This is a genomic window from Micromonospora sp. NPDC049799 (assembly GCF_040656655.1).
Classification (GTDB): Bacteria; Actinomycetota; Actinomycetes; order Mycobacteriales; family Micromonosporaceae; genus Micromonospora.
Map to the genome: position 1 here is coordinate 1 of NZ_JBFAMU010000069.1, position 16902 is coordinate 16902.

The 16902-nt window shown below is 70.1% G+C and carries 20 protein-coding genes and 1 pseudogene; 16 read left to right on the forward strand and 5 right to left on the reverse strand.

The window, feature by feature from the left end; all coding sequences use genetic code 11:
• From AB0I76_RS08660 to AB0I76_RS08720, 13 genes and pseudogenes are all read left to right on the forward strand, one after another.
• A pseudogene (locus AB0I76_RS08660) lies at positions 1–101 on the forward strand (CoA ester lyase); the annotation flags it as partial.
• 22 nt (positions 102–123) lie between these two features.
• Positions 124–489, forward strand: a complete 366-nt coding sequence (locus AB0I76_RS08665) for a hypothetical protein (RefSeq protein WP_357031906.1) — start codon at positions 124–126, stop codon at positions 487–489.
• A 179-nt stretch (positions 490–668) separates the two neighbouring features.
• On the forward strand, positions 669–905 hold the full coding sequence (locus AB0I76_RS08670; RefSeq protein ID WP_357031909.1) for a hypothetical protein: 237 nt from the start codon (positions 669–671) through the stop codon (positions 903–905).
• A gap of 11 nt (positions 906–916) precedes the next feature.
• Positions 917–1714 (forward strand): F0F1 ATP synthase subunit A, encoded by a 798-nt coding sequence (gene atpB / locus AB0I76_RS08675; protein WP_357031855.1) that lies wholly within the window; start codon positions 917–919, stop codon positions 1712–1714.
• Between the two features lie 100 nt (positions 1715–1814).
• Positions 1815–2039 carry a F0F1 ATP synthase subunit C gene (locus AB0I76_RS08680; RefSeq protein WP_357031858.1) on the forward strand — a complete coding sequence of 75 codons (225 nt, stop codon included), beginning with the start codon at positions 1815–1817 and terminating at the stop codon, positions 2037–2039.
• A 28-nt stretch (positions 2040–2067) separates the two neighbouring features.
• Entirely contained in the window at positions 2068–2607 is a 540-nt protein-coding gene (locus AB0I76_RS08685; RefSeq protein WP_357031861.1) for a F0F1 ATP synthase subunit B, read from the forward strand.
• A complete protein-coding gene (locus AB0I76_RS08690; protein WP_357031864.1) occupies positions 2607–3428 on the forward strand; it encodes a F0F1 ATP synthase subunit delta in 822 nt (273 codons plus the stop codon). Before AB0I76_RS08685 ends, AB0I76_RS08690 begins: the two co-directional genes overlap by 1 nt.
• 87 nt (positions 3429–3515) lie before the next feature.
• Positions 3516–5168, forward strand: a complete 1653-nt coding sequence (gene atpA, locus AB0I76_RS08695) for a F0F1 ATP synthase subunit alpha (protein ID WP_357031867.1) — start codon at positions 3516–3518, stop codon at positions 5166–5168.
• A 3-nt stretch (positions 5169–5171) separates the two neighbouring features.
• Positions 5172–6101, forward strand: coding sequence for a F0F1 ATP synthase subunit gamma (locus tag AB0I76_RS08700; protein ID WP_357031871.1), 930 nt, complete (start codon positions 5172–5174; stop codon positions 6099–6101).
• Positions 6101–7540, forward strand: coding sequence for a F0F1 ATP synthase subunit beta (gene atpD / locus AB0I76_RS08705; RefSeq protein WP_357031874.1), 1440 nt, complete (start codon positions 6101–6103; stop codon positions 7538–7540). Before AB0I76_RS08700 ends, atpD begins: the two co-directional genes overlap by 1 nt.
• Positions 7541–7755: 215 nt before the next feature.
• Entirely contained in the window at positions 7756–8898 is a 1143-nt protein-coding gene (locus AB0I76_RS08710; protein WP_357031877.1) for an LCP family protein, read from the forward strand.
• An 89-nt stretch (positions 8899–8987) separates the two neighbouring features.
• Positions 8988–9272, forward strand: coding sequence for a F0F1 ATP synthase subunit epsilon (locus AB0I76_RS08715; RefSeq protein WP_117665593.1), 285 nt, complete (start codon positions 8988–8990; stop codon positions 9270–9272).
• A gap of 12 nt (positions 9273–9284) precedes the next feature.
• Positions 9285–9740 carry a DUF2550 domain-containing protein gene (locus AB0I76_RS08720; protein WP_357031881.1) on the forward strand — a complete coding sequence of 152 codons (456 nt, stop codon included), beginning with the start codon at positions 9285–9287 and terminating at the stop codon, positions 9738–9740.
• A gap of 15 nt (positions 9741–9755) precedes the next feature.
• On the opposite strand, the gene AB0I76_RS08725 is transcribed toward AB0I76_RS08720, so the two are convergent.
• Both AB0I76_RS08725 and AB0I76_RS08730 read right to left on the reverse strand, forming a co-directional pair.
• On the reverse strand, positions 9756–10157 hold the full coding sequence (locus AB0I76_RS08725; protein WP_357031912.1) for a VOC family protein: 402 nt from the start codon (positions 10155–10157) through the stop codon (positions 9756–9758).
• Positions 10154–10726: a cob(I)yrinic acid a,c-diamide adenosyltransferase gene (locus AB0I76_RS08730; RefSeq protein ID WP_357031884.1), complete on the reverse strand. Its 573-nt coding sequence runs from the start codon at positions 10724–10726 to the stop codon at positions 10154–10156. Before AB0I76_RS08730 ends, AB0I76_RS08725 begins: the two co-directional genes overlap by 4 nt.
• Here AB0I76_RS08730 and murA point away from each other — a divergent pair.
• Both murA and AB0I76_RS08740 read left to right on the forward strand, forming a co-directional pair.
• Complete coding sequence (murA, locus tag AB0I76_RS08735; RefSeq protein ID WP_357031887.1) at positions 10725–12167, forward strand: UDP-N-acetylglucosamine 1-carboxyvinyltransferase; 1443 nt, start codon at positions 10725–10727, stop codon at positions 12165–12167. The two genes, AB0I76_RS08730 and murA, sit on opposite strands and share 2 nt — an antisense overlap.
• Positions 12168–12265: 98 nt before the next feature.
• Positions 12266–13114, forward strand: a complete 849-nt coding sequence (locus AB0I76_RS08740) for a 3-hydroxyacyl-CoA dehydrogenase family protein (RefSeq protein WP_357031890.1) — start codon at positions 12266–12268, stop codon at positions 13112–13114.
• A 51-nt stretch (positions 13115–13165) separates the two neighbouring features.
• Here AB0I76_RS08740 and AB0I76_RS08745 read toward each other — a convergent pair whose 3' ends face one another.
• The 3 genes from AB0I76_RS08745 to AB0I76_RS08755 are packed head-to-tail and all read right to left on the reverse strand — an operon-like array spanning position 13166 to position 15207.
• The gene (locus AB0I76_RS08745; RefSeq protein ID WP_357031893.1) at positions 13166–13501 is read right to left on the reverse strand and encodes an alpha/beta hydrolase-fold protein; all 336 of its coding nucleotides are present in this window, start codon (positions 13499–13501) and stop codon (positions 13166–13168) included.
• A 15-nt stretch (positions 13502–13516) separates the two neighbouring features.
• Positions 13517–14362 (reverse strand): ABC transporter permease, encoded by an 846-nt coding sequence (locus AB0I76_RS08750; RefSeq protein WP_357031897.1) that lies wholly within the window; start codon positions 14360–14362, stop codon positions 13517–13519.
• Positions 14362–15207, reverse strand: coding sequence for an ABC transporter ATP-binding protein (locus tag AB0I76_RS08755; protein WP_357031900.1), 846 nt, complete (start codon positions 15205–15207; stop codon positions 14362–14364). Before AB0I76_RS08755 ends, AB0I76_RS08750 begins: the two co-directional genes overlap by 1 nt.
• Before the next feature lie 151 nt (positions 15208–15358).
• Here AB0I76_RS08755 and AB0I76_RS08760 point away from each other — a divergent pair.
• Positions 15359–16902 (forward strand): methylmalonyl-CoA mutase family protein (locus tag AB0I76_RS08760; protein WP_357031903.1); only part of this gene is annotated, 1544 nt, incomplete at its 3' end.

Genomic DNA, 16902 nt, shown 5'->3' on the forward strand with positions numbered 1-16902 from the left:
TCCTCGACCTGGAGGACGCGGTCGCGCCGCTGGCCAAGCCGGACGCCCGCAAGAACATCGTGGCGACTCTCAACGAGGGCGACTGGGCGGGCAAGGGACGACCGGCGCTGGCGGCTCCGGCACCTGCCGGTCCTGCTCGCGGCCACCGGTGGGCTGGCGGCCGTCTCGGCGCTGGTGGGCGCCCTGGTCGGCGGGGCCGACGCGGCGCTCGGCGCGGCGCTCGGCGTCGGGATCACCGTCGCCAGCTACACGGTGACCACCCTGGTGCTGGCCTGGGCCGACAGCGTCAACCCGCAGCTGGTGCTGCCGTTCGGCCTCGGCCTGTACGCGGCCAAGTTCACCCTCCTCGGCGTCGTGATGGTGGGCGTGGCGTCGACCGGTTGGGCGGGCCTGGTGCCGCTCTGCCTCGGCATCGCCGCCGGCGTGGTGGTCTGGACCGGCGTCCACATCTGGTGGTTGACCACCGTGCACGCCCGCCGGCTCCGCTGAACGGTCGCCGTCCACAGAGTGGACGGCGCGGAAATGTGTCGGGCAACGGTCATTTTCTGGCTGGCGGAAGGGGAGTAGCGTGCCCACAGACGACGCTGCCCGCAGAGGCCCACACAACCACGGTTGTGCGGGGGGTGAGGCACAGCCTCGTCTTCCCGACTGATATCGTTCGCCCCGTCATGGCTGGTGACCAGAACCCCCGACCCACCGGCGGCCCGGACGACATTCCGCCCGGCGCCGGCCAGGGTTGGACCGCGCTCAGTTACCTGATCGCGGGCATGCTCGTGTGGGGTGTCATCGGCTGGCTGGTCGACCAGTGGCTCGACCTCGGCGGCGTGGCCACCGGGATCGGGATCGTGCTCGGCATGGCCGGGGGCGTCATCCTGGTCATCCGCAAGCTCGGCACGCCTACATAGGAAGGGACGCGGTGTTCGGACAGGCGAACGTCCTGGCAGCGGGCCAGGCGGCATTCCCACCCAGCGTGGAGGACTTCTACCTGCCCAGCATCCTGCCCTGGGGTGCGGAGAACTCGTACTGGTTCACGAAGATCACGGCGATGGTCTGGCTGGCCGTCGGTCTGCTGATCATCTTCTTCCTGGCGACGTACCGGAACCCGCAGCTGGTCCCCACGAAGAAGCAGTGGATCGCCGAGTCCCTGTACGGCTTCGTCCGCAACAACATCGCGGTCGACATGCTCGGGCACCAGGGTGTGCGGTTCGCGCCGTACTTCACCGCGCTGTTCAGCTTCATCGTGCTGACCAACTTCTTCGCCATCACGCCGTTCCTGCAGATCTCGCCGAACTCGCACATCGCCTTCCCGGCCGTGCTCGCGGTGATCAGCTACGTGATGTTCATCTGGGTCGGCATCCGGCACCACGGCTTCGGCAAGTTCGTCAAGAACTCGCTCATCCCGCCGGCGCCCTGGTACATCCTGCCGCTGCTGATCCCGATCGAGTTCTTCTCGACCTTCCTCGTCCGGCCGTTCTCGCTGGCCGTCCGTCTCTTCGCCAACATGTTCGCCGGGCACATGCTCCTGCTGGTGTTCACGCTCGGCGGCTTCGCGATGCTGAACGCCACCCCGTGGCTCGCGCCGGTCTCGCTGCTCTCCTGGCTGATGACCATCGCGCTGACCTTCCTCGAGTTCCTGGTGATCGTCCTCCAGGCCTACGTGTTCACGGTCCTGACCGCGAGCTACGTCCAGGGCGCGCTCGCCGACGAACACTGATCCACCGGGCAGGTGCTCGGGAGCGAGCACTGGTCCACCTCGCACCAACCGTTGTCGTCCCGCGTGACCGTCACGCGTGATAACCAGGAGGAACCAACCAATGGACGTTCTCGCCGCGGTAGAGGGCAGCACCGCCGCCATCGGCTACGGCCTTGCCGCCATCGGCCCGGGTATCGGCGTCGGCCTGGTCTTCGCCGCCTACATCCAGTCGACGGCCCGCCAGCCGGAGTCGTCCCGGATGACCCTGCCGTACGTCTGGATCGGCTTCGCCGTCATCGAGGCGCTCGCGCTGCTGGGCATCGCCTTCGGTTTCGTCTTCGGCTGAGCCGACCCCCTCGACCGGGAGGTTTCCCATGTTCCTGCTCGCCGCCGAGGGTGGTGAGTCGACCCACAACCCGATCCTGCCGATCTGGCAGGAGATCGTGGTCGGCTCCATCGCCTTCGCTGTCCTCTGCTTCGTGCTGATGAAGTTCGTGTTCCCCCGGATGGAGCAGACGTTCCAGGCGCGGGTCGACGCGATCGAGGGTGGCATCAAGCGTGCCGAGGCCGCCCAGGCCGAGGCGAACCAGCTCCTCGAGCAGTATCGGGCGCAGCTCGCCGAGGCGCGTACCGACGCCGCCAAGATCCGGGACGACGCCCGGGCCGACGCCGAGGGCATCCGGCAGGACGTCCTCGCCAAGGCGCGGGAGGAGTCCGACCGGATCATCGCGGCCGGCAAGGAGCAACTCGCCGCCGAGCGGGCCACCATCGTGCGCGAGCTGCGCACCGAGGTCGGCACGATCGCGGTGGACCTGGCCAGCAAGATCGTCGGTGAGTCGCTCGCCGACGAGGCGCGTCGCAAGGGCACCGTCGACCGGTTCCTGAGCAACCTCGAGAGCACGGGGGCCCGCTGATGCAGGCCGCCAGCCGGGAGTCGTACAAGGTCGCGGCCGAGCGCCTCGACGCGTACGTCCGCGGCGCGGAGCCGTCGGCGGTGGCCTCCACCGCCGACGACATCCTCTCCGTCGCCGCGCTGCTGCGGCGTGAGACGCGGCTGCGCCGCGCGCTCTCCGACCCCGCCCGAAGCGGCGCGGACCGTTCCGGTCTGCTCGGCGAGATGCTGCGGGGCAAGATCAGCGCCGAGGCGCTGGACCTGCTCGCCTCGCTGGTCTCCGGCCGCTGGTCGGCTCCGTCGGAGCTGCTCGACGGTGCCGAGCGACTGGGCATCGAGGCGCTCCTGGCGAGCGCCGACTCCGCCGGTGAGCTGGGCGAGGTCGAGGACGAGCTGTTCCGCTTCGGCCAGGTCGTCGCCGGTTCGCCGGAGCTGGCCAACGCGCTGTCCGACACGACGGTGCCGGCCGAGCGCCGGGCGGCCCTGGCCGACCAGCTGCTCGCCGGCAAGGCTCGGCCGGTCACCGGCTACCTCGTCGGGGTTGCGCTCGCCGGATTCGGGGGCCGCCGGTTCGCCGGGGCGCTCACCCGGCTGGTCGAGCTGGCCGCCGACCGGCGGGACCGTCAGGTCGCGTACGTGACCGTGGCCGCCCCGCTGAGTGACTCCGAGGAGCGACGCCTCGGTGCCCGCCTCTCCGCGATGTACGGTCGAGAGGTTTCCGTCAGGCAGACGGTCGACCCCGAGGTGCTCGGTGGGGTGAGCGTGCGGGTCGGTTCCGACCTGTACGACGGCACCGTCCTGCGCCGCCTCAACGAGACCCGTAACGCGCTCGCGAAGCGCTGACCAGCGTCCTCGCAGCCCTTTGATCGACGCCATTCGGACCGGTCGGTACTAGGTATCCCGGGCCCCTGATACTTAAGGAAGCAGAGGATGGCCGAGCTGACCATCTCGACGGAGGAGATCCGCGGCGCCCTGGAGCGCTACGTCTCCTCCTACTCGGCCGACGTCTCCCGCGAGGAGGTCGGCACCGTCTCCGACACCGGCGACGGCATCGCCCACGTCGAGGGTCTTCCCTCGACCATGACCAACGAGCTCCTGGAGTTCGAGGACGGCACGCTCGGCGTGGCGCTGAACCTCGACGTCCGGGAGATCGGTGTCGTCGTTCTCGGTGACTCCGCCAAGCTGGAGGAGGGGCAGCGCGTCAAGCGCACCGAGCGGGTTCTCTCCGTGCCGGTCGGCGACGCCTTCCTCGGCCGCGTGGTCAACGCGCTCGCCCAGCCGATCGACGGCCTCGGCGACATCGCCAACGAGGGCTTCCGGGAGCTGGAGCTCCAGGCGCCGAACGTGATGTCCCGGCAGTCCGTCGACGAGCCGCTGCAGACCGGCATCAAGGCGATCGACGCCATGACCCCGATCGGTCGGGGCCAGCGGCAGCTGATCATCGGTGACCGCAAGACCGGCAAGACCACCGTCGCGCTGGACACCATCCTCAACCAGCGGGACAACTGGCGCTCCGGCGACCCGAAGAAGCAGGTCCGCTGCATCTACGTCGCCATCGGTCAGAAGGCCTCCACGATCGCCTCGATCAAGGGCATCCTGGAGGAGGCGGGCGCGATGGAGTACACCACCATCGTGGCCTCCCCGGCGTCCGACCCGGCCGGCTTCAAGTACCTCGCCCCCTACACCGGCTCGTCCATCGGGCAGCACTGGATGTACGGCGGCAAGCACGTCCTGATCGTCTTCGACGACCTGAGCAAGCAGGCCGAGGCGTACCGTGCCGTGTCGCTGCTGCTGCGTCGCCCGCCGGGCCGTGAGGCGTACCCGGGTGACGTCTTCTACCTGCACTCCCGCCTGCTGGAGCGCTGCGCGAAGCTTTCCGACGAGCTCGGTGGCGGCTCGATGACCGGTCTGCCGATCATCGAGACGAAGGCCAACGACATCTCGGCCTTCATCCCGACCAACGTCATCTCGATCACCGACGGCCAGATCTTCCTCGAGACGGACCTGTTCAACCAGGGCGTCCGGCCGGCCATCAACGTCGGCACCTCGGTGTCCCGGGTCGGTGGCGCCGCGCAGGTCAAGCCGATGAAGAAGGTCTCCGGTTCGCTGCGGCTGAACCTGGCCCAGTTCCGTGAGCTGGAGGCGTTCGCCGCCTTCGCCTCCGACCTGGACCGGGCCTCGCAGAACCAGCTGGCCCGCGGCGCCCGCCTGGTCGAGTTGCTCAAGCAGCCGAACTACGCGCCGTACCCGGTGCAGGAGCAGGTCGTCTCGGTCTGGGCCGGCACCGAGGGCAAGCTGGACGACATCCCGGTCGGCGAGGTCCGCCGCTTCGAGTCGGAGTTCCTCCAGTACCTGCGGCACAAGCACGAGGGTGTCCTGGCGTCGATCGCCGACGGCAAGTGGGGCGACGACATCGCCGGCTCGCTGGACTCGGCCGTCAGCGAGTTCAAGCAGCTCTTCCTCGGCAAGGAGGACGAGCGTCGGATCAACGAGGCCCCGGCCGTGCCGCTCGAGGGCGAGGAGAACCGCGAGACGGTGACCCGCTTCCGCGACGGCACCACCGACCGCCCGGCCGAGAGCTGATCCATGGCAGCCCAGGTTCGCGTTCTTCGCCAGCGGATCCGCTCGGCGAAGGGGATGAAGAAGATCACCAAGGCGATGGAGCTCGTGGCGACGAGCCGGATCGCCAAGGCCCAGGCCCGGGTGGAGGCGTCGCTGCCGTACGCCAAGGCCATCACCGGCGTGCTCACCGCGCTGGCGTCCAACGCGCGGATCGACCACCCGCTACTGACCCCGCGCGAGCGGGTGCAGCGGGCGGGCGTCCTGCTGATCACCGCCGACCGCGGTCTGGCCGGCGGTTACAGCTCCAACGCGATCCGGACCGCCGAGTCGTTGGTCGCCCGGCTGAAGGCCGACGGCAAGGACCCGGTGCTCTACGTGATCGGCCGCAAGGGCGTGACGTTCTACCGGTTCCGTAACCGGCAGATCGCGGCGAGCTGGACGGGCTTCTCGGAGCAGCCGGCCTTCTCCGACGCCCGTGAGGTGGGTGAGACGCTGATCAAGGCGTTCACCGCCGGCGCGGACGACGTGGACGGCACCGCCGGGGCGGACGGCGTGCTCGGTGTCGACGAGTTGCACATCGTCTACACCGAGTTCCACAGCCTGATGACCCAGAACCCGGTCACGAAGATCATCGGCCCGATGCAGGTCGAGGACCGTCCGCGGTCCGAGGGCCTGCTCCCGGCGTACGAGTTCGAGCCGGAGGCGGAGGCGCTGCTCGACGCGCTGCTGCCGAAGTACATCAACACGCGGATCTACGCGGCGTTGCTGGAGTCGGCGGCGAGTGAGTCGGCGGCCCGGCGGCGGGCGATGAAGAGCGCCACCGACAACGCCGAAGAGATGATCGAGAAGTACACGCGCGAGATGAACTCGGCACGTCAGGCCGGGATCACCCAGGAGATCAGCGAGATCGTCGGCGGCGCGAACGCGCTTGCCGCGTCGGGAAGTGAAGTGTGATGACTGCCCCAGTACAGACCAAGACGGCCACGGGTCGCGTGGTCCGGGTCATCGGCCCGGTCGTCGACGCCGAGTTCCCGCGCGACGCCATGCCGGCCCTGTTCAACGCCCTCAAGGTGGACGTGAACCTGTCCGGCGGTGAGAAGACGCTGACCCTGGAGGTCGCCCAGCACCTGGGCGACAACCTGGTCCGCGCCATCTCGATGCAGCCGACCGACGGCCTGGTGCGCGGCGCCGAGGTGCGCGACACCAACGGCCCGATCCGCGTGCCGGTGGGTGACACGGTCAAGGGCCACGTGTTCAACGCGATCGGCGAGTGCCTCAACCTGACCGAGGGCGAGACCCTCGACCCGGACGACCACTGGGGCATCCACCGCAAGGCTCCGGCCTTCGCGGACCTGGAGCCGAAGACCGAGATGCTGGAGACCGGCATCAAGGTGATCGACCTCCTGGCCCCGTACGTCAAGGGCGGCAAGATCGGCCTGTTCGGCGGTGCCGGCGTGGGCAAGACGGTGCTCATCCAGGAGATGATCACCCGTGTGGCCCGGAACTTCGGTGGTACCTCGGTCTTCGCCGGCGTGGGTGAGCGCACCCGTGAGGGCAACGACCTCATCGCCGAGATGACCGAGTCCGGCGTCATCGACAAGACCGCGCTGGTCTACGGCCAGATGGACGAGCCGCCGGGCACCCGGCTGCGCGTCGCGCTGTCCGCGCTGACGATGGCGGAGTACTTCCGCGACGTGAAGAAGCAGGAGGTGCTGCTCTTCATCGACAACATCTTCCGCTTCACCCAGGCCGGCTCCGAGGTCTCCACCCTGCTCGGCCGCATGCCGAGCGCGGTGGGTTACCAGCCGACCCTGGCCGACGAGATGGGCGAGCTCCAGGAGCGGATCACCTCCGTCCGGGGTCAGGCCATCACCTCGATGCAGGCGATCTACGTGCCGGCGGACGACTACACCGACCCCGCCCCGGCCACCACGTTCGCCCACCTCGACGCGACCACCAACCTGGAGCGGTCGATCTCCGACAAGGGCATCTACCCGGCCGTGGACCCGCTGGCGTCCTCGTCCCGGATCCTCGCCCCGGAGTTCGTCGGCGAAGAGCACTTCCAGGTCGCCACCGAGGTGAAGCGGATCCTGCAGCGCTACAAGGACCTGCAGGACATCATCGCCATCCTCGGCATCGAGGAGCTCTCGGAGGAAGACAAGATCACCGTGGCCCGGGCCCGGCGGATCGAGCGCTTCCTGTCGCAGAACACCTACGCCGCCGAGCAGTTCACCGGTGTGCCGGGCTCGACGGTCTCGATCCAGGAGACCATCGAGGCGTTCAAGAAGATCAGCGAGGGCGAGTACGACCACTTCCCCGAGCAGGCGTTCTTCATGTGCGGCGGTCTCGAGGACCTCGAGCGCAAGGCGAAGGAACTGATGTCGGAGGGCTGATCCTCCGGCCCTGACACGAAGGCCGCCCCGGTTAACACCGGGGCGGCCTTTTGTTCATCTTCAGGACCTATGCTCTCCGATGCCCGGTTCCGCGGTCGGCGATCATGCGGGACGCGAGGTACCGTCTATCCCGCGTTCCCCCGAGCGCTGGATCCTGCAATGCAACCATTCGGCTGCGTGCGCCCGTCTCCTCTTCGTGGGCGTGACGAACGGAGATGCTCGTGGTTAAGGCCGGCAAGGACGGCGGGAAGTCGTCCATATGGTCTGGTGTGCCGAGGTGGGCCCGGATCTGCACGGTCTTCGGCACGGTCCTGATGGTGCTCAGTGGCGCGGTCCTGGTCGGCGCCGAGGTGCTCATGGCGCGCTACGAGGGCGCCGTGGGCAAGGCCGACCTCTTCGGCGACCAGGCGGCCGGGGCCAAGGAGCGCAAGAGCGACATCAAGGGCCCGCTCAACATCCTGCTGGTCGGCATCGACCCCCGCAAGCCGGAGACCCCGCCGCTGGCCGACTCGGTCATGGTGCTGCACGTGCCCGCCGGGCTGGACCGGGCGTACCTGTTCTCCCTGCCGCGTGACCTCTACGTGCAGATCCCGCAGTTCGGCAAGGCCGACTTCAACGGCGGCCAGGACAAGCTCAACGCGGCGATGTCGTACGGCAGCCGCAAGGCCGGGCAGAACCCGGACGCCGCGCAGGGCTTCGAGTTGTTGGCCAGCACGGTGCAGCAGGTCACCGGGATCCCGCGGTTCGACGCGGGTGCGATCATCAACTTCAGCGGCTTCATCAAGATCGTCGACGCGATGGGCGGCGTGACGATGAACATCGAGCGCGAGGTGCGCTCGGAGCACCGCGAGCCGGACGGCACCCACCGGAAGGAGCGGCCGGGCGGCGGGGGCTACCTCGGGCCGCAGGCCGTCTACCAGAAGGGCACCCAGCACCTCAAGGGCTGGCAGGCGCTGGACTACGTCCGGCAACGCTACCCGAAGAACGGCGTGCCGGACGGCGACTACGGTCGCCAGCGCCACCAGCAGCAGTTCGTCAAGGCGATGGTGAGTCAGGCCTTCAGCGCGGACGTCGTCACCAACCCGATCAAGCTGGACAAGGTCCTGCGCGCCGCCGGCCAGTCGCTGATCTTCAGCGGACGCGGGCACAGCGTGGTCGACTTCGGCCTGGCCCTGAAGGGGATCCGGCCGGACTCGATCCAGATGATGAAGCTGCCTGGCGGCTCAGTCATCGAGGGCGGCAACTACAAGGGCGAGAAGTTCGCGCCCGAGGTGGACGACTTCTTCGCCGCGCTGAAGAACGGCCAGCTCGACGCGTTCCTCCTCGAGCACCCGGAATTCCAGAACAAGACCAAGTAGGCGTGGCGAAGCTCTCGCCACCCGCGTTTCGGGCGCTCCGGCGGCGGGACTAGACTTTCGACAATCCGCCGCCGCAGCAAGGAGACAGCGTGGCACAGCAGCTTCACGTCGAGCTCGTAGCCGTCGAGGAGAAGGTCTGGTCCGGCGAGGCCGAGATGGTCGTCGCCCGGACGACCGAGGGTGAGCTGGGTGTGCTGCCGGGGCACGCGCCCCTGCTCGGCCAACTCGCCGAGCCCGGTCAGGTCCGGATCAAGCTCCCCGGTGGCGAGCAGGTTTCCTACGAGGTCGCCGGTGGCTTCCTCTCGGTGAGTTCCGAGGGCGTCACCGTGCTGGCCGAGAGCGCCACCCCGGTCTCCGCCGCGCAGAGTCGCTGAGCCGACCCGCCGATGGAGATCGTCGAAGGGATCGCGATCGGCGTCGCCGTGATCCTCGGCGCGATCCTGATCCTCTTCGTGCGGCGGGCGCTGGTCACCCGCAGCGGAGGCATCATCCGGCTCAGCGTCCGGACCTCCACGATGCTCGACGGCCGAGGCTGGGCTCCCGGCTTCGGCCGTTTCGTCGGTGACGAACTCCGCTGGTACCGGATGTTCAGCTTCGCCCTGCGTCCCCGCCAGGTGCTCTCCCGCAAGGGGTTGGCGGTGGAGCGGCGACGGCTCCCCGAGGGGCAGGAGCGTTTCTCCATGCCCGCCGACTGGGTGATCCTGCGCTGTACCAGCCACCACGCCCCGGTGGAGATCGCGATGGCCCGATCCACCGTCACCGGGTTCCTCTCCTGGCTCGAGGCCGCCCCTCCGGGGGCGGTCTCGCCGCGTCTGGCCTCCCAGGACTGGCCCGCCGCCTGACCCGCCCCGATCCGGTCACCGATCCGGTGCGGCGACCAGCTCGACCTCGTACCCCTGGTTGTCGGTGAGGTAGGCGGCGTACGTCCCGGGGCCCCCGGCGTGCGGATGCCGGTCCGGGAAGAGCAGCGACCAGCCGTGCGCGGGCGCGGCCTCCACCAGCCGGTCCACGGCGGTGGGTGAACCCGCGTGGAAGGCCAGGTGGTTGAGGCCCGGGGCGAGCCGGTCGTGCACCCGCCCGGACAGCGCCGGGGATTCCTCCATGACCAGGTACGTCGGGCCGAGCCGCCAGGAGCGGCCGGCCGGCCACTCCTGGTACGGCACCCAGCCCAGCTCGCCGAGGAGCCACCCCCAGCTACGGCTGGCCACGTCGAGGTCGGGTACCCAGACCTCGACGTGGTGCAGCCCGCCGATGGTCAGCGCTTACCGCCCGGCACCCATAGCACATCTCCGTCCGGATTTGCCGTTCTTGACAGGATAAAGAGCAGATCGGAAAGCCGGTTGAGATACTTTGCCGGGAGAGAGCTGGTCCGATCAGGGTCGTGCGCGACCAGGGCCCACGCCGCACGCTCGGCGCGCCGGGCGACAGTCCGCGCCACGTGCAGCAGCGCCGCGCCCGCGGTGCCGCCGGGGAGGATGAAGGAGTCGAGCTTGCTCAGGCGTGCGTTGTACTCGTCGCACCAGCCCTCGAGGCGCTCCACGTACTCCTCGGTGACCCGCAGCGGCGGGTACTTCGGGTCCGGCTCGACCGGGGTGGCCAGGTCGGCGCCCACGTCGAACATGTCGTTCTGGATCGACCCGAGCACGGCCCGCAGATCGTCGTCGAGCTGGCCGAGGGCGAGCGCGACACCGATCGCGGCGTTGCACTCGTCGACGTCCGCGTACGCGGCGATCCGCGGATCGGTCTTCGGCACCTGTTCGTTGTTGCTCAGCCTGGTCATGCCGGCGTCGCCGGCCTTGGTGTAGATGCGCGTGAGGTGGACGGCCATGACGCACAGCCTACGGATACCGGAACTGACGATCCCCGAGCGGCCGGATGCGGCCGCCGCCTGGCCTCCCCGGCTGGGGCGCGGTGACGCGGGCGCCCCGGCGGTCAACGACGTCGACGTCATCCGGGTACGCGGAGACGCCCGGCTGGCCGGCAGCGTGCACGTCGTCGGGGCGAAGAACTCGGCCTTGAAACTGATGGCCGTCGCACTGCTCGCCCCGGGCCGCAGCGTGATCACCAACGTGCCGCGGATCACCGACATCGCGATCATGGGCGAGGTGCTGCGCCGCCTCGGCTGTGGCGTACGGTTCGACGCGGACGACCCGGTCGACCCGATGGTCGCGCACGGCGGGGTGGCCCGCTCCCGGTCGGTCACCATCGACGTGCCCGACGAGCCCGGCGCCGAGGCCGACTACGACCTCGTACGCCGCCTGCGCGCCTCGATCTGCGTGCTCGGGCCGCTGCTGGCCCGGCGCGGGTACGTGCGGGTGGCGCACCCCGGCGGCGACGCGATCGGTTCCCGGGGACTGGACATGCACATCTCCGGTCTGACCCGGATGGGTGCCGACATCTCCGGTGAGCACGGCTTCGTGATCGCCGAGGCGCCGAACGGCCTGCACGGCGCCGAGATCGTGCTCGACTTCCCCAGCGTGGGCGCGACCGAGAACCTGGTGATGGCCGCCGTCCTCGCCAACGGCACCACCGTGATCGACAACGCGGCGCGGGAGCCGGAGATCGTCGACATCTGCACGATGCTCAACCAGATGGGCGCGCTCATCGACGGGGCCGGCACCTCCACGCTGACCATCGTCGGGGTGCCCACCCTGCGACCCGTGCGCCATGCCACGGTGGGGGACCGGATCGTCGCCGGCACCTGGGCCTTCGGCGCTGCCATGACCCGCGGCGACGTCACCGTGACCGGGTTGGACCCGGCGTTCCTGGAGATCGCCCTGGACAAGCTGGTGTCCGCCGGCGGGCTCGTGGAGACCCGGGCGGACGCGTTCCGGATCCGGATGGAGGGCCGGCCGAGGGCGGTGGACGTGGTCACGCTGCCGTACCCGGGCTTCGCCACCGACCTGCTACCGATGGCGATCGGGCTGGCCGCCGTCAGCGACGGCGCGTCGCTGATCACCGAGAACATCTTCGACGGCCGCTTCATGTTCGCCAACGAGATGATGCGCCTCGGCGCGGACATCAAGACCGACGGACACCACGCCGTCGTCCGGGGACGGGACCGCCTCTCCGGCGCCCCGGTACGCGCCACGGACATCCGCGCCGGCGCCGGGCTGATCATCGCCGGGCTCTGCGCCGACGGGGTCACCGAGGTGTCCCACGTGCACCACGTGGACCGGGGCTACCCGGACTTCGTGGCGGACCTGCGGGCGCTCGGTGTGCAGGTCGAGCGCGGCACCGGCCCGGAGGATCCCGACCTGTCCATCTGACCCGGGCCTCCCACCAGCGCGGCGTCGGGGCCTTAGCAGTCGTTCAGTCTCGCCGACTAGGGTGCTGACAGACACTCTTACAGGCGAGGGAGAAGCAGATGGCGGGTCGACTCGCGGTCGTCGGGGCCGGGCTCATGGGCTCGGGTATCGCCCAGGTGGCGGCGCAGGCGGGCTGGCAGGTGACGCTGCGGGACCTGGACGACGCGGCCACCGGGCGCGGCCTGGCCGGCATCCGGAAGTCGCTGGAGAAGTTCGCGGAGAAGGGCAGGATCGACGCGTCCGAGGTCGAGGCGACCCTGGGCCGGATCACGACGACCACCGACCTGGAGGCGGCCGCCGACGCCGACGTCGTGGTCGAGGCGGTCTTCGAACGGCTGGAGATCAAGCACGAGGTGTTCCGCGCGCTCGACAAGATCTGCAAGGCGGACGCGGTGCTCGCCACCAACACCTCGGCCATCCCGGTGACCCAGATCGCGGCGGTCACCGAGCGCCCCGAGGCGGTCGTCGGCACCCACTTCTTCTCCCCGGTGCCCATGATGAAGCTCTGCGAGCTGGTCCGGGGCTACAAGACCAGCGACGAGACCCTGGCGACCGCCAAGGCGTTCGCCGAGGAGATCGGCAAGACCGTCGTGGTGGTCAACCGGGACATCGCCGGCTTCGTCACCACCCGGCTGATCGCCGCCCTCGTCGTGGAGGCGGTCAAGCTCGTCGAGTCCGGCGTCGTCTCCGCCGAGGACCTGGACACCGCGTGCCGGCTGGGCTTCGGCCACGCCATGGGCCCGCTGGCCACCACCGACCTGACCGGCGTGGACGTGCTGCTGCACGCCTCGAAGAACATCTACACCGACACGGCGGACGAGAAGTTCTTCCCGCCGGAGCTGCTCCAGCGCATGGTCACCGCCGGTGACCTCGGCCGCAAGACCGGCAAGGGCTTCTACAGCTACTGAGCGTGTAAGGAAGGGCCCCCTCTTGACGCCCCCGGCCGCCGGTCGGGGGCGTCACGCTTCCCGGGGTGCGGTCAGCGCGGCACCGAGCAGGGCGAACGCGTCCGGGATGACGGTGCCCCAGTAGGCGAAGTTGTGCCGGCCGTCGGCCCATTCCGCGCGGACCGGAGGCTCGGGCAGCGCCTCGGCCAGGGCGCGGACGTCGCCGAGGAAGCTGTCCTGCCGGCCGCACCACAGGCCGACGGGAGTGCCGCGCAGCTGCTCCGCGCCGGCGAACACCACGTCGCCGGGGCGTACGGCGGGGGAGAAGGCGACCACCGCGCGCAGCCACCCCGGGTAGGTCTCGGCGAGCAGCAGCGCCCCGAAGCCCCCCATCGACCAGCCCCACACCGCGTTCCTTGCACCTCAGCCGTCGCGCTTGGTGGTCCAGCGGAAGGTGGTCAGGCAGAGCACCAGGCCGATGACGCACCACGCTGCCAGAACCAGGGCGACCCGGTCCAGCTCGAACGACCCGCCCGGCTCCCGTCCGCCGAACGACTCGGGCAGGAACACCGAGCGCAGGCCCTGGCACATCCACTTGAGCGGGAACAGGGCCGCGACCTGCTGCATCCAGCTCGGCAGCTCGGTGAAGACGAAGAAGACCCCGGAGATGAACTGGAGGACCAGGGCGACCGGGGTGACCACCGCCGAGCCGCTGCGGGCCGTACGGGCCAGCGACGAGATGGCGATGCCGCACAGGGTGCAGGCGGTGACGCCGAGCACCGACACCCAGCCGAACGTCAGCCACGTGGCCGCCGTGGCCGGCAGGTCGAGGTCGAACAGCGCGACCGACACGGCCAGCAGCACGGCGGTCTCCGCGATGCCGATCGCCACCACCATGAGGACCTTGCCGGCGAACCAGACCCACTTCGGCATCGGCGTGCCCCGGTACCGCTTGAGCACCCCCCGGTCCCGTTCGATCGGGATCCAGATGCCGAGGTTCTGAAAACTGACCGTCATGAGGCCGGTCGCGATCATGCCGGTGATGAAGTACTGCGTGTAGCTGACCCCGGGGGCGATCTCGTCGTTGAAGATCGCCGCGAAGATCAGGATCATGATGACCGGGAAGCCCATCGTGAAGACGACGGACTCCCGGCTGCGCAGGAACTGGGTGATCTCCAGGCGTCCCTGGCGCAGGGCGAGGGCGCCCGGCCCGATCCGCCGGACCGGCGCGGCGGCGACCGGTGTCGCCGGCTTCGTCGTGGTCGTCATCAGTGTCCGATCATCCGCAGGTAGATGTCCTCCAGGGTCGGCCGCGTCACCGTGAGGCCCGGGACCTCGCCGCCGAAACGCGCGGCCAGCTCCGCCACCAGCACCGTCGGCGACGCGCTCTCCGCCGACTCGACAGACCCCTCCGGCGTACGCCAGGAGACCGTCGCCAGGGCCTCCTGCCGGTTGCCGAGCCGGTTCGGCGGGGCGACCTCGACCAGCCGGCCGTGCGCGATCACCCCGACCCGGTTGGCGAGTGCCTCGGCCTCGTCCAGGTAGTGCGTGGTGAGCACGATGGTGGTGCCGGCGGCGGCGAGGTCGCGGATCAGCTCCCAGAACTCACGGCGGGCCTCCGGGTCGAAGCCGGTGGTCGGCTCGTCGAGGAAGAGCAGCTCCGGGCGCCCGATGATGCCCAGTGCCACGTCCAGGCGGCGCTTCTGGCCGCCGGAGAGGGTGTGCGTACGGGCCCTCGCCTTGGCGCCCAGCCCCACCCGCTCGATCACCTTGTCCGGGTCGTCGGCCTCGGCGTAGAAGCCGGAGAAGTGCCGGACGACCTCGGCGACGGTCAGCTCGTCGAACTCACCGGTGCCCTGGAGCACGATGCCGACCCGGGACCGCCAGTCGCGCGCCGGGGCGGCCGGGTCGCTGCCGAGCACCGACACCTCACCGGCGTCGCGCCGGCGGTAGCCCTCCAAGATCTCCACGGTGGTGGTCTTCCCGGCGCCGTTCGGACCGAGCAGGGCGAACACCTCGCCCCGGTGGACGTCGAGGTCCACGCCGGCCACGGCGACGGTGTCCCCGTACGCCTTGCGCAGCCCCCGGACGGAGATCGCCAGCTCGTCATCCATGCCGTCAAGTGTGCGACCTCGGGCCCGCCGCGCGGCGTCCGGGGTGTGGCGGTCCCGCCCAGCCCGCGTGCTCTGCACCCGGATGCGCGCCACATGGACCTGTGTGGTTTTCCACAGCCCAGGTGACTGAACGGTAACTTAGACTCCGGCCATGGATGAGAAGGCTCTCCCGGGTCGGCTGCCGGAACGCGACCGCCCGTGGGTGATGCGCACCTACGCCGGGCACAGCTCGGCCGCCGCGACCAACGCGCTCTTCCGCCGCAACCTGGCGAAGGGGCAGACCGGCCTGTCGGTCGCCTTCGACCTCCCCACCCAGACCGGGTACGACCCGGACCACGAGCTGGCCTCCGGCGAGGTCGGCCGGGTCGGCGTGCCGGTGGCGCACCTGGGCGACATGCGGGCCCTCTTCGACGGCATTCCGATCGCCGACATGAACACCTCGATGACGATCAACGCGCCGGCGATGTGGCTGCTCGGGCTCTACGGCACGGTCGCCGCGGAGCAGGGCGCCGAGCTTCACCGCTGCGCCGGCACCACCCAGAACGACATCATCAAGGAGTACCTGTCCCGGGGCACGTACATCTTCCCCCCGGCGGCGTCGCTGCGGCTGACCGCCGACGTCATCGCGTACACGCTGCGCGAGATGCCGAAGTGGAACCCGGTCAACATCTGCTCGTACCACCTCCAGGAGGCCGGTGCGACCCCGGTGCAGGAGGTCGGTTTCGCCCTCGCCACCGCCGTCGCCGTGCTCGACGCGGTCCGCGACTCCGGCCAGGTGCCGGCCGAGCGGATGGGCGACGTCGTCCAGCGGATCTCCTTCTTCGTCAACGCCGGGGTGCGCTTCGTGGAGGAGATCGCCAAGATGCGGGCCTTCGGCGCGCTCTGGGACGAGATCACCCGCGAGCGGTACGGCGTCGAGAACCCGAAGCAGCGCCGGTTCCGCTACGGCGTGCAGGTCAACTCCCTCGGTCTCACCGAGGCGCAGCCCGAGAACAACATCCAACGCATCGTGCTGGAGATGCTCGGCGTCACGTTCTCCCGTGACGCGCGCGCCCGCGCGGTGCAACTGCCCGCCTGGAACGAGGCCCTCGGGCTGCCCCGGCCCTGGGACCAGCAGTGGTCGCTGCGCATGCAGCAGGTGCTCGCGTACGAGTCGGACCTGCTGGAGTACCCCGACCTCTTCGCCGGCTCGCACGTGATGACCGCCCTGGTCGACGAGATCGTCACCGGCGCCCGCGTCGAGCTGGACAAGGTGCTGGAGATGGGCGGCGTGGTGGCCGCCGTGGAAACCGGCTACCTCAAGAGCGCGCTCGTCGCCTCGCTGGCCGAACGGCGGCGCCGCATGGAGTCCGGCGCCGACGTGGTCGTGGGCGTCAACCGGTACACCGAGACCGAGCCGTCGCCGCTGACCGCGGCCGGCGCCGAGGCCGTCGAGCAGGTCGACCCCGCCGTCGAGGAGGCCGCCACGACCTCCGTACGCAAGTGGCGGGCCGGCCGGGACACGGCGGCGGCGGACGCGGCACTGGCGCGACTGCGCGCGGACGCCGCGACCACGGCGAACCTGATGGACGCGACGCTTCAGTGCGTGCGGGCCGGGGTGACCACCGGCGAGTGGGCGGGCGCGCTGCGGCAGGTCTTCGGCGAGTACCGGGCACCGACCGGCCTCGCGGGCGCGGCCGGAGCCGGCGGGGACGC

What these genes read in the sequence shown, in the direction of transcription:
- AB0I76_RS08670 (WP_357031909.1), top strand. Translation starts at nt 669, where the DNA reads ATGGCTGGTGACCAGAACCCCCGACCCACCGGCGGCCCGGACGACATT.
- AB0I76_RS08685 (WP_357031861.1), top strand. Translation starts at nt 2,068, where the DNA reads ATGTTCCTGCTCGCCGCCGAGGGTGGTGAGTCGACCCACAACCCGATC.
- AB0I76_RS08730 (WP_357031884.1), bottom strand. Translation starts at nt 10,726, where the DNA reads ATGGCCGTCCACCTCACGCGCATCTACACCAAGGCCGGCGACGCCGGC.
- atpA (WP_357031867.1), top strand. Translation starts at nt 3,516, where the DNA reads ATGGCCGAGCTGACCATCTCGACGGAGGAGATCCGCGGCGCCCTGGAG.
- atpD (WP_357031874.1), top strand. Translation starts at nt 6,101, where the DNA reads ATGACTGCCCCAGTACAGACCAAGACGGCCACGGGTCGCGTGGTCCGG.
- murA (WP_357031887.1), top strand. Translation starts at nt 10,725, where the DNA reads ATGACGCACAGCCTACGGATACCGGAACTGACGATCCCCGAGCGGCCG.
- AB0I76_RS08720 (WP_357031881.1), top strand. Translation starts at nt 9,285, where the DNA reads ATGGAGATCGTCGAAGGGATCGCGATCGGCGTCGCCGTGATCCTCGGC.
- AB0I76_RS08740 (WP_357031890.1), top strand. Translation starts at nt 12,266, where the DNA reads ATGGCGGGTCGACTCGCGGTCGTCGGGGCCGGGCTCATGGGCTCGGGT.
- AB0I76_RS08680 (WP_357031858.1), top strand. Translation starts at nt 1,815, where the DNA reads ATGGACGTTCTCGCCGCGGTAGAGGGCAGCACCGCCGCCATCGGCTAC.
- AB0I76_RS08750 (WP_357031897.1), bottom strand. Translation starts at nt 14,362, where the DNA reads ATGACGACCACGACGAAGCCGGCGACACCGGTCGCCGCCGCGCCGGTC.
- AB0I76_RS08755 (WP_357031900.1), bottom strand. Translation starts at nt 15,207, where the DNA reads ATGGATGACGAGCTGGCGATCTCCGTCCGGGGGCTGCGCAAGGCGTAC.
- AB0I76_RS08700 (WP_357031871.1), top strand. Translation starts at nt 5,172, where the DNA reads ATGGCAGCCCAGGTTCGCGTTCTTCGCCAGCGGATCCGCTCGGCGAAG.
- AB0I76_RS08710 (WP_357031877.1), top strand. Translation starts at nt 7,756, where the DNA reads ATGCTCGTGGTTAAGGCCGGCAAGGACGGCGGGAAGTCGTCCATATGG.
- AB0I76_RS08690 (WP_357031864.1), top strand. Translation starts at nt 2,607, where the DNA reads ATGCAGGCCGCCAGCCGGGAGTCGTACAAGGTCGCGGCCGAGCGCCTC.